The sequence below is a fragment of the Paenimyroides ceti genome (assembly GCF_030409925.1).
This window is the reverse complement of the sequence record NZ_JAUFQU010000097.1, coordinates 1-12,019: the sequence shown is the minus strand read 5'-3', so window position 1 is coordinate 12,019 and position 12,019 is coordinate 1. Positions and strand designations below refer to the sequence as shown.

The following is a 12,019-nucleotide window of genomic DNA, read 5'->3' as shown; positions in this document are numbered from 1 at the left end:
TTGTTGAGAGAGATTGTACGCTCTCTATATCTTCTAATGGTAATCCATTGTTATTTAAAATGCCTAAGATGAAAATGAAATGTGACAATTGCGGCTATTCATTCCACAGAGAGACCGGTTTTTATTTTGGAGCTATGTATATGAGCTATGCTTTAACCGTTGCCGAGATGGTAGCCGTATTCGTTTTAGGACTGTTGTTTGGCTGGTCATTTATGACCATGTTTATATTAGTTGTCATCACTATTTTATTGCTTTCAACCTTTAATTATAAAATATCAAGGCTTATGTGGTTGAATTTATTTTATGATAAAGATGAGCAAGAATAATCTGATTATTTTTTATAGCGTTTGATGAATTCGGTCGGAGTCTCTCCTGTGTATTTTTTAAACAGTTTGTTAAATAGGAATAATCAGTATAGCCCAGATCCTGAGCAATCTGATTGAATGTTTTATTGGTGTAAATCAAGTTTCTTTTAGCTTCAAGAATATTACGTTCAATAATGATGTTTGTTGTGGTTTTATCCGTAATGGATTTTACAATACGGTTTAAATGTTTTTGAGTGATGTTGAGTTTTTCAGCATATTCACTGGCGGATTTGATTTCTTTGTAATACTTGTCAACCAAATGTTCAAAGGTGTTGAACTGGTTTTGATAATGCCTCAGGCTATTATGATCTATCAGGCTATTGCTTTCTATCTGCCGGTTGAGTAAAATATAGATTTGAGTGAGATAACTCAATATCAACTGAGTTTTTTTCCAGTTGTTCTGCAGATATTCATTATAAATGTTTTCTATATCATGCATGAGCTTTGAAGTAAACATCTGATCCAGATAAAAACATTTATTAGAAGCATTTGATTTAAAGAACGGATATTCATACAAAGTGTTATTTACATATCCCATTTCGTAAAATTCTTTAGTATGAAAAAACAGATAACCTTCAATGTCATCCGAAAGATGCCAACCATGGGTCTGACCCGGATATAAAAAGAAGATGGCACCCGGCTTGACTTCATAAGTGGTAAAATCTATTTCATGTGTTCCGGATCCTTTTGTAAATAAAAAAACGGCATAGAAGTTATGTTTGTGCGGCTTTTCAATTCTTTGATGATTATTGATGAGATGATTTTGAATGGTATTCACATAAAAATTAGAACTGTTCTTATGCTGATTCATATCATCTATTTTCAATAATTGGATTTCTTTCATGAAACTTTAAATAAAGTTAAACATTTGTTATATTAGATTTTATTAACACTTAACAACGTTGATAATCAGTAATTTTGAATAACAAATTTATTAAGCAATTAATTAAATTTTGTATTTCATAGTTATTTTTTTTTGGAAGGTATTGCTACTTATAAAAAATTAGCAATACCTTTTTTCTTTTAATAACTGATTGGTGTAGCTATTGATTCCTTAAATTCCTTTATGATATCATCAACTACTTCGTGTACTGATTTTATTTCTGTGAGTAATCCTGCTATTTGTCCTATTTCAAGTTCACCTTCTATAAGATCACCTTCAAACATCCCCTTTTTGCACGTGCTCTACCTAAGACTGCTTTTAGATCTTCCACCGTTGCTCCTTTTGCATAGGCTTCCTGAATATCGTTATAAAACTTATTTTTTATCAGACGAACTGGCGCCAGCTCTTTTAAGGTTAGGTGAGTATCTCCTTCTCCCAATTCGGCAAGCATTTGTTTAAAGTTGTTGTGGGATGAACTTTCTGTAGTCATGGCAAAGCGGGTTCCCATTTGTACTGCATCTGCTCCTAAAATCATTGCTGCATGCATTCCTCTTCCTGTGGCAATGCCTCCTGCTGCTATTAAAGGAATACTGATTTGCTGTTTTACCATCGGAATTAATGTCAGGGTTGTTGATTCTTCCCTACCGTTATGTCCTCCGGCTTCAAATCCTTCTGCTACTACAGCATCAACACCTGCTTCCTGGGCTTTAAGAGCAAATTTTGTAGAACTTACTACATGTACTACTGTAATGCCTTTTTCTTTAAGATAAGACGTCCATGTTTTAGGATTGCCAGCAGAAGTAAATACAATTTTTACCCCTTCATCGATGATGATTTGCATGATTTCTTCTACATTGGGGTATAACATCGGCACATTTACTCCAAAAGGCTTGTCCGTTGCTTTTTTGCATTTCTGAATGTGCTCTCTTAATACATCCGGATACATAGAGCCGGCACCTATGAGTCCTAAACCTCCGGCATTACTTACTGCTGATGCCAGTTTGTAGCCGCTGTTCCATATCATTCCTCCTTGTATAACAGGATATTTTATATTAAATAATCGGGTTATTCTGTTCATTTTATTGTTTAATTAATTTTCCTTGTTGTATTGCAGTCGCGTTCTTCAAACATACCAATAAATTCCTTTCTCTAAAAAAGACAAATTCAGAGCGGTATCGGGTATCCATTGAGTATTTTCATATACTTTTTGTCCCTGCAAATTATACATTTCAAATATAGTATTTCCTACTTCTTTTTCACAGGAAAAAAATAATGCTTCTGAAAAAGGATTCGGATACAGGCAGAAGACACTTTCTTTTTGTTTCTTAACACTCAATACCTGATGATAAGCCTGCATAAAATCAGGTATTCCATAGCCATAATAATTATCCGGATTTGCATATCTATCAGCAGAAGCTTTTACAATATTAATGATTTCCTCGTTGGTCATTTCAGGAAAAGCACTCCATAATGAGGCTATGGCTCCGGAAACAATAGGTGCTGAAAAAGAAGTTCCGTTACCCGACTTATTGTTCCGGTTTGATTCGCAACTATAGTAGCAGTTCCCATTGCCATAAGATCCGGCTTTATTCGACCGTCAGATGTTGGCCCAATAGAGCTGAATGAACTTCTCTGTTCGGTATTGTCAACAGATCCGATGGCTAATGCTGTTGTTGCATCTGAAGGAACGCCTATTGTCGGATTTGCTGTATTTCCAGAATTTCCGGCTGAAACGACACAAATCATTCCTTTAGAGAATGCTATGTCTGCAGCCACGGATGAAAAAGAAGTTCCGTTGATTTGATTATTATTATAAGAATAAGAGGGATTATCATACGAAAAATAGCCCAAAGAAGTATTCACAATATCAACTCCAAGACTATCTGCCTTTTCCAAAGCTTCGACCCAGTAACTCTCCTCTACGGGATTTTCAGACTCAATATCTTCTGTAATGAATAAATAAAACAGAGCATTCGGAGCCGTACCTATGAGCTGGTTTTCTGCCATACCTGCAATTGCAGAAAGTACCATGGTGCCATGATTATGTGAGGTATATACGTTTTCTGTTCTGTGTACAAAATCATAAGTACCCGCAATTAAATTTTGGTTTTGTATATATTGAAAAGGTGCAGTAGTATTTACCCCCAGAAAACCGGAATCCATAATCGCTATAACTTTATTTTCTCCTGTAAAATTATTGGAATGTAGAAAAGGTACGTTTAGCATTTCAGACTGTAGAAATGAATTGCCGTAATTATAATTTATCTGTGGCTGTTGCAGGTTTTTTCCTTTCTTTTTTTCATTTTTTATAGTTGAAAGTACAGCGGTATTTTGCTGATTATTCCAACTATGGTTGGCATAAACAATTGTCGAAACAAATGAAAAATTTCCAAGCTGCTGTATGTTTTCAAGTGTTCCCCTTATATGAACTGCATTGTGCCATTTAGACGTTGCTTTTACCTCAATTCCGGAAGCCGCTTGTATCTGTGAAAGATAAGCCGCATCTACAGGAACATCTTTTATATCGTAAGAAATGTTTTGCTGAACTCTTCTTTGTATGGCTCTCGGAGACAACATCTGATCCGGATTTTGAAGATAAAATGAACTTTGGGGTTTATCTAAAAAATATACCCAGGCATCTTCCAGATCCTGGGCATAGGTTATATTAGATAGTAATAATATGATGGCTAAGCAGTATCGTTTCATATTTTCAAAAATTAGAAAGCACTAATCTATGAAATTACTCCCGAACCAACTAATTCTTCTCCTAAATGCCATGATACAAATTGTCCTTCTGTAATGGCGGACTGCGGTTCTTCAAAAGCAACATACATACCGCTTTCAAATTTATGCAAAACTGCGTTTTGTAAAGGTTGGCGGTAACGTATTCTGGCTTTGACTTCCAGAGTATCTCCGTCTTTCAATGCCATATCTTCTCTTATCCAATGAATTTCATGCGGCTTTACATGCAAAGCTTTTTTAAACAATCCGGGATGTTCACTTCCCTGTCCTGTGTAAATAGCATTGGTTTCTACATCAGTTGCTATGATAAACAACGGTTCTACAGTTCCACCTACATTAAGTCCTTTTCGCTGTCCGATAGTGTAATAATGAGCGCCATTGTGTTCAGCTACTTTTTTTGCATCATCAGATGTATATTTTACAGATGCTGAAGCAGCGATAAGTTCCGCTTCTTTTGTCGGATACGTTACAGGTTCATTATGGTATAAAGCACTTTCTTTTGAAACTTCATAAATAATTCCCTTTTTAGGTTTGAGCTGTTGTTGTAAAAACTCAGGCAAACGCACTTTTCCGATAAAACATAACCCTTGTGAGTCTTTTTTATCCGCTGTGATCAAATCATTGGCAGCAGCAATTTCACGAACTTCAGGTTTGGTCAGATGACCGATCGGAAATAAAGCCTTTGCAAGTTGCTCCTGAGACAACTGACACAGAAAGTATGATTGATCTTTATTATTGTCAACACCCGCCAAAAGTCTGTGTATTTCTTTTGTTTCTCCGTTTTCTGTAACCTGTATTACTTCCTTACGGCAATAATGTCCTGTTGCCACATAATCTGCCCCAAGCTCTACAGCAATTTTCATAAAGACATCAAATTTGATCTCTCTGTTACACAATACATCCGGATTTGGCGTACGTCCGTTTTCATATTCGTTGAACATATAGTCAACAATACGTTCTTTGTATTGTTCACTTAAGTCAACTGTTTGAAAAGGTATTCCTAATTTATCAGCAACCATTAAGGCATCATTGCTATCTTCAAGCCATGGACATTCATTTGAAATAGTGACCGAATCATCGTGCCAGTTTTTCATAAAAAGTCCAATAACTTCATATCCTTGTTCTTTAAGAAGGTAGGCAGCTACACTTGAATCTACCCCTCCGGAAAGACCTACTACTACTCTTTTTTTCATTTCATTTTAATCTGAAATGCAAAGTTACGATTTTATAAATCAGAAATTTATTTTTTTACAGAAGCTTTAACAGCTTGTTTTTTGCCCAAGGACCAATTTTTTACCATTGTCATACTCACCTTCAGAAACCACTTTTCCACTACCGTCTCTGTAAATTGCTTTACCATGCTGTGCACCGTTTACATAGAATTCTTCACGGAGTTTTACACCATTTTCAGCATATTGGTATGAATATCCGTTTTGAATACCGTTTTGATAATTGATTTCTTCTGACATTTTACCGTCGGGATAAAATACTTTTTTCAAACCATGAAGTTCTCCATTTACATAGTATTCTTCGCTCATTATGTTTTTACCTCCCTGATGATAGGTAATCCACTTTCCATCTTTCTTTTTGTTGAGAAAATTCCCTTCCGTCATCTTTTTTCCCTTACCATCGTAAAAAACTGTATAAGCATTTCCGTTGCCCTGCGAAAAATTTCTTGTTGCAATAATTACCTTTCCGGGTTCATCTGCATAAAATATAAACTCTCCCTGTTCTACTCCATTGGAAAAAGTTCCTTCATACTTCAGGTTATTGGTTCCTTCATAATATCCTGTCCATTTTCCTTCTCTCTGTCCCTGAGCATTTTTGCGGTTTTCCTGAGCCGATGCGGTTACTGAGATAAAGAAAGCCATTACCAAAATTGAATTGATGATTTTTTTCATGCTGTTCTCTGTTATAAATGTTGTTGTATAAAACGCTGTTATTATTTATATTATTGTATTTTCTTTGCAAGCCGATATCTTCATATTGCTAAAAAAACAACCCGAATAAATTATCCGGGTTGCTAAAATTAGTAAATAAATACAAATTATTTTTTATTTTGATTTGCTTTTTGTTGCTGTGCCTGCTCCATCATTTCTTCCATCTTGCGTTGAAATTTGCTTTTTGGACGCTCTTTGGTCTTATTCTCTTCAATTTTGGCTTTGATTTTATCTTCTTTTACAATTTTATTTTTGATCACATACATAATTCCAATGGTAATCAGGTTGGAAATAAAATAGTATAATGATAAACCTGAAGCATAATTATTAAAGAAAAACAACATCATAAGCGGAGAGATATAAATCATGATTTTCATGATCTTGCTCATATCCGGCATACCCTCCTGTGGTGTAGTCATTTGCGCCTGATCACCTGTTGTCATTTTCATATAGAAGAAAATAGCAATAGATGCCAGAATCGGAAATAAACTTACGTGGTTTCCATAAAAAGGAATATAGAAAGGAAGGTTCAGTACATTGTCATAAGACGATAAGTCATCTGCCCACAAGAATGATTTCTGACGTAAATCAAATGCTGAAGGGAAAAACTGAAACAAGGCGTAGAAAATAGGAATCTGTAATAAGCCCGGAATACAACCCGCCATTGGGTTCACTCCAGCTTTGGAATACAATTTCATTGTTTCCTGCTGTTTCTTCATCGGATCGTTCTTGAATTTCTCATTGATTTCTGCTACTTCAGGACGAATCACTTTCATTTTTGCCTGAGAAACATACGATTTATATGTAATAGGCGACATTACAAGGCGTACGAGTATGGTAAGAACAATAATAGCGATACCATGAGGGATGAATTTTACTAAAAACCCGAATACAGGAATGAAGAGAAATTTATTTATCCATCCGAAGATTCCCCACCCCAAAGGCATGGTTTGCTCCAGATTTCTTTTATAGCCTTTAAGGATATCATAATCTGAAGGCCCGAAGTATAAATTCATATTATAGCTCAATTCGCCTCCTTTGAATTCTAAAGGCATTTTAGCATTGAAATCTTTTGTAAAAACCGTATCTAATTTTTCATCCGAAACCAGATTCTGAGATTTTAAGCTTGTTGTTTTAAAAGGAGTATCTGTCAATAATATGGAAGAGAAAAAATGTTGTTTAAAAGCAACATAGGATACCTCTGAAATGGTTTTTTCCTCAAATTTGCTTGTAGCACTCAGATAATCATCTTTTCCGGAATCATGCTCATATGCAATTTCTACATAACGGTTTTCGTAAGAGATACTTTTCTCATTTCTGTAGGCTTTTAACTGCCACTCCAGCTCTGCAGTTTTAGAACCGTCAACGATATTTGATAAACCAACCGTTCTGATGCTGAAATCAAGCATATATTCTTTTGGCTTGATTACATATCGGTATTCCAGATAAGCCGTTTCTGAAGTTTTCAATTTCATGGAAACGATCTGATTTTCTCCTTCTTTTGCCAAAGTAGGTTCAAAATACAAATCATTGGTATTATATACACGGTTGTCTTTTGACTGAAACTGAAGGTTTAATTTAGAATTGTTGTCCTTGATGATTTTTACCAATTCATCTGAATGTTTTGAAATTCTCTTTACGTTATTGACTTCAATTTCTTTTATATAACCACCTTTATTCGAGAAAGTTATCGTGATTAAATCATTCGTAACTTTAACATCCTTACCTTTCACAGATGGCAATGTAGCACTGTAAGCAAAAGCCCCGAGAGCTGCTTTTAATTGCGGATTAACAGCAGTGTCATTCGCGTTTTTTACCAGATGATCAATATCTGATGTTTTGTTGGTAGCAGCAGTTTCGGTTTTTGCTTTTTCTTCTGTTTCTTTTGATGTATCTGTACTTTTGCTACTGTACATCATCCAAAATAAAAGAGCAGCGATAACTCCCATTCCAATTAAACTACTTTTGTCTAATTTTTTTTCTCCCATTATGATTTTACTTAATTTTTAGAAATGAAAGGCTTTGTTTTTATTATGCCTTTATTTTTTTTTCAACAGCTGCCTTAATCAGACTCACAAAAAGCGGGTGTGGATTGGCAACAGTACTTTTATATTCCGGATGGTATTGAACTGCTACGAAAAACGGATGGTCTTTGAGTTCAATAATCTCTACTAATTTTGTTTCAGGATTGATACCCGATGCGATAAGTCCTGCTTTCTCTAAATCTTCCTGATAGTAAGAGTTGAATTCATAGCGGTGACGATGGCGTTCATTAATCAAGGTACTTTTATATATATCGTATGCTCTGGTACCTTTTTTAATTTCACAATCCCATCCTCCTAAACGCATGGTTCCTCCTTTATCGGTAATTGTTTTCTGCTCTTCCATAAATGTAATGACCGGATGAGGTGTATTATCATTTATTTCTGTAGAATTAGCGTTTTCAAGTTTCAGAACATTTCGGGCATATTCGATTACTGCCATCTGCATTCCCAAACAAATTCCCATAAACGGAATTTTATTTCTCTGGCGTAACGCACCGTTTCTATTTTACCTTCTATACCACGAGCACCAAACCCCGGAGCAACAAGGATAGCATCAAGATTTTGCAATTTCTCTTCTGCGTTCTTCATGGTAAGGTATTCTGAATGTATACTTACTACATTTACTTTCGTATAGTTTTCTGCACCAGCATGGATAAATGCTTCCAGTATCGATTTGTAAGAGTCCTGCAATTCTACATATTTACCTACTAATCCAATGTTTACCGTGTGCTTAGGGTTTTTTAAACGATGTAAAAAGTCGTTCCATTTTACTAAATCCGGTAATGATTTTTCAGGCAGATCCAGTTTTTTAAGAGCTACTTTATCTAAGCCTTCTTCTAACATATTATTAGGAACTTCATAAATAGTAGAAGCATCTATGGACTGGATTACAGCTTCAGGTTTTACATTACAGAAAGCCGCTAATTTCTGACGTATTTCAGTTGACAGCTCATGTTCTGTTCTACAGACTAATATATCGGCTTTTATTCCGCTTTCCATTAACGTTTTAACAGAGTGCTGGGTCGGTTTTGTTTTTAATTCTCCCGCTGCAGCCAGAAAAGGTACTAATGTCAAATGTATTACAATGGCATTATTGTCTCCTAAATCCCATAATAACTGTCGCACTGATTCTATATAAGGCAACGATTCTATATCACCAACTGTACCTCCTATTTCTGTAATCACAATATCATAATCGCCGGTATTACCCAACAATTGCATACGTTCTTTGATTTCATTGGTAATATGAGGTACCACCTGAACGGTTTTACCTAAAAACTCTCCTCTTCTTTCTTTTTCAATTACAGATAAATATACTCTTCCTGTAGTTACATTATTTGCCTGAGATGTAGGTACATTTAAAAAACGTTCGTAATGTCCAAGATCGAGATCCGTTTCCGCTCCGTCATTGGTAACAAAACATTCTCCATGTTCATAAGGATTAAGGGTTCCCGGATCAACATTGATATAGGGATCAAATTTCTGAATTGTGGTACGATACCCTCTCGCCTGTAATAATTTTGCTAAAGAAGCTGCAATGATTCCTTTCCCTAAAGAAGAAGTAACACCGCCCGTAACAAAAATATATTTTGTTTGTTTCATTGATTGTATAGTGTGTTGTGTTGTTGCAATTATTTAAACTTGGCAAAAATACAATTATAATTTGTGTTTCTAAAGCAGAAAGTACAGATTTTAAAAGATTAGGGCTTATTTAAGGTTTTGGATATTTTTCTTTAATCGTACGGATCAAATATTCCAAGCCATTTAGCTTTAACTCATATATAAGTTGCAGCTGATTTCCTATTTTGCCTTTAGGAAATCCCTTTTGATGATACCAGACGATGTAGTGCTCAGGTAAATCAATAAGAAAACGCCCTTCGTATTTCCGAAAGGCATTTTGGTATGAGCCAGCTCAATGAGTTGCTTTTGTTGATCTTCCAAACTATTTCCAGTTAAAAGTAATATCTTTTTCGATATCCGGATGCAAACTTAAATAAACAGGACAACTAAGGGCTACCCGTTCCAGTATTGTTTGTTGTTTCTCATCCAGCTGTGTATTCATCTGAAAAACAATTTTAATTTTGCTTATTTTCCGAGGCTCTGACTGCATCTCTTTGATCACCTCTGCTGTTGATCCTTCTAAAGCAATCGCCATACCCGCTGCCTTGATTCCCATAATGGTAAACATACACGTAGCCAGTGAATTTGCTAACAGATCGGTTGGAGAGAAAGCTTCTCCTTTGCCATTGTTATCAACAGGTGCATCACTAATAATTTCCGAACCAGAGGCCAAATGAACAGATTGTGTTCTTAACTCTCCTAAATAGATAACTTTTGACAACATTATTTTGCTTCTTTTATCGTTAGATTTTTATCGTAATACATAATGTAAACTGCATTATTGTAAATTCCTCCGTTTTCGTTTACATAGGTAAATTTTTTTCTACCTGCTCTGTCCCATAATCAAATATATTTGCATCTTCAGACTGAAACATACGCTTGATTACATCAAAAGTAACATCAAACCCTCTTGTCACAAACCGATTGGGTGTACTGCCATTTGCTTGCTCATAGGCTGCAGCAAAACGATCTGATTTCGCATTGTCATTCTCTCTGGTGACTGACGGGAATAACATTTGCAAATCTGCCAATGTCTGAATATTTATTTCGGTAGAATCTAATACATCATGCTTTTCAAGTACTGCCAAACGAATACTATAAGTGTTTTTTAAACTGTTTAAGGCGTTGACCAAATCAATAGCTGTTTGTAAGGCTGTTGACTCCAGAATAACATAGTTTACCCCTGTTTTATCAAGCATGCCTTCTATTTGGCTTTTTGTAACTGCACCGTTAGCTGCTGCATCCAATAACTTTACTTCTTTGAAATTGCTTTCAAAAAAGTTTCTCGAACTTGCCGCTTTTGGGTTAAAACAGCAATTATGTTTCCATTTTGAGCCCGTAAATACTCCATCATTTCATTCCGAACGATATCGGTGTTTGGCATGGTATGTACCTGATTCGGATATGGTTTTCCCTTGTCTGTAGACAAAGGAGAAACGATAAGTGTAGGGGTGTCTTTAAACTCTTCAGAAATAGCATCTACATTGGCTTGAAAAAAGGGTCCGATGACCACATCTGTATTCGAAAAATCGAATTGCTGCTTTAACTGTGCCACATTCATTGAACGATTAGACTCTTTTGAATCAAATATTTTCACTTCCAACGGAAGATTCATTGCTCTTGCAGAATCAATTGCGATAAGTGCTCCGGAATAAAAGTCTAACGTCATATTTAAAAACACATCGTTATTAAGTATTTTATTGATTTCTGTTTTATTATCCGGATTGTTTTTATCTAAATTAAACGGCAAAAGCAATACAAGCTCTTTTATATCTTTATCATTTCTAAAGCCTGCTATTTTAATATTATCTGTTTTTCCTGTAATTACCGGTTCGTCTTTTACAAGATCAAATTTTTTGATGGTGGGTTTTCCTACGATGAGTTCCATTCCTATTCGCAAACCATCTTTCAATTCAGGGTTCCACTGCAAAAGCTGTTCCTGAGAAATACCGTATTTTTTAGAAATATTATAAACCGTTTCTTTAGGTTCTACTATAATGGTTTTCGCATTGGCTGCTTTAGAAGTTTGCTTTTTATCATTTGTTTTAGAAGGTTCTGTCATCAGATTACCAGAAACCGGAATTTTTATTTTCTGGTTTTCTTTAATCCCGCCTGAAGCCAGTTCAGGATTTAACTCATAAATCTCTGAAACAGTTACTTGATTTTTTACTGCAATGCCATAGATAGTTTCTCCGGGTTTTACATCAATGAGACGAAAACTGTCAGTTGAAATATTTGTAGCAGCAGGAGTTTTCTTAGGTGTTTCTGTCTTTTTTGAAAGATTTAACAACTGCCCTATTTGCAATCCATTTTCTCTTAATCCGGGATTTAGATTATAAAGCTGTTCAATGGCAATATTTATTTTTTGGAAATACCATACAGGGTTTCTTTTGCCAGTACCTCGTGTTGCAACATGGTATTTCC

At 35.3% G+C, this 12,019-nt stretch carries 9 protein-coding genes and 4 pseudogenes; 1 reads left to right on the top strand and 12 read right to left on the bottom strand.

Translation table 11 applies throughout. The annotated features are described in order from the left end of the window. The first annotated feature begins 26 nt into the window (after positions 1-26). Positions 27-326, top strand: coding sequence for a DUF983 domain-containing protein (locus QW060_RS27930; RefSeq protein ID WP_290365707.1), 300 nt, complete (start codon positions 27-29; stop codon positions 324-326). On the opposite strand, the gene QW060_RS27925 is transcribed toward QW060_RS27930, so the two are convergent. From QW060_RS27925 to QW060_RS27870, 12 genes and pseudogenes are all read right to left on the bottom strand, one after another. Further along, positions 283-1,209, bottom strand: a complete 927-nt coding sequence (locus tag QW060_RS27925) for an AraC family transcriptional regulator (protein WP_290365705.1) — start codon at positions 1,207-1,209, stop codon at positions 283-285. The two genes, QW060_RS27930 and QW060_RS27925, sit on opposite strands and share 44 nt — an antisense overlap. A 179-nt stretch (positions 1,210-1,388) precedes the next feature. Then, positions 1,389-2,326: pseudogene (locus tag QW060_RS27920) on the bottom strand (NAD(P)H-dependent flavin oxidoreductase). Between the two features lie 45 nt (positions 2,327-2,371). Further along, positions 2,372-2,605, bottom strand: coding sequence for a T9SS type A sorting domain-containing protein (locus QW060_RS27915; protein ID WP_290365706.1), 234 nt, complete (start codon positions 2,603-2,605; stop codon positions 2,372-2,374). A gap of 72 nt (positions 2,606-2,677) precedes the next feature. Continuing rightward, positions 2,678-3,411: pseudogene (locus QW060_RS27910) on the bottom strand (S8 family serine peptidase); the annotation flags it as partial. Positions 3,412-3,980: 569 nt separating this feature from the next. Then, on the bottom strand, positions 3,981-5,183 hold the full coding sequence (gene mnmA, locus QW060_RS27905) for a tRNA 2-thiouridine(34) synthase MnmA (protein WP_290363086.1): 1,203 nt from the start codon (positions 5,181-5,183) through the stop codon (positions 3,981-3,983). Positions 5,184-5,249: 66 nt separating this feature from the next. Continuing rightward, entirely contained in the window at positions 5,250-5,891 is a 642-nt protein-coding gene (locus QW060_RS27900; RefSeq protein WP_290365704.1) for a toxin-antitoxin system YwqK family antitoxin, read from the bottom strand. 146 nt (positions 5,892-6,037) lie between these two features. Continuing rightward, on the bottom strand, positions 6,038-7,918 hold the full coding sequence (yidC, locus tag QW060_RS27895; RefSeq protein ID WP_290363088.1) for a membrane protein insertase YidC: 1,881 nt from the start codon (positions 7,916-7,918) through the stop codon (positions 6,038-6,040). A gap of 43 nt (positions 7,919-7,961) precedes the next feature. Then, positions 7,962-9,577: pseudogene (locus QW060_RS27890) on the bottom strand (CTP synthase). Between the two features lie 109 nt (positions 9,578-9,686). After that, positions 9,687-9,871 (bottom strand): annotated as a pseudogene (locus tag QW060_RS27885) (DUF3820 family protein). 46 nt (positions 9,872-9,917) lie between these two features. Next, positions 9,918-10,319 carry an OsmC family protein gene (locus tag QW060_RS27880; protein ID WP_290363091.1) on the bottom strand — a complete coding sequence of 134 codons (402 nt, stop codon included), beginning with the start codon at positions 10,317-10,319 and terminating at the stop codon, positions 9,918-9,920. A gap of 79 nt (positions 10,320-10,398) precedes the next feature. Further along, positions 10,399-10,842: a hypothetical protein gene (locus QW060_RS27875; RefSeq protein ID WP_290365703.1), complete on the bottom strand. Its 444-nt coding sequence runs from the start codon at positions 10,840-10,842 to the stop codon at positions 10,399-10,401. A gap of 5 nt (positions 10,843-10,847) precedes the next feature. Beyond that, on the bottom strand, positions 10,848-12,019 hold a 1,172-nt coding region (locus QW060_RS27870; RefSeq protein ID WP_290365702.1), incomplete at its 5' end, for a LysM peptidoglycan-binding domain-containing protein.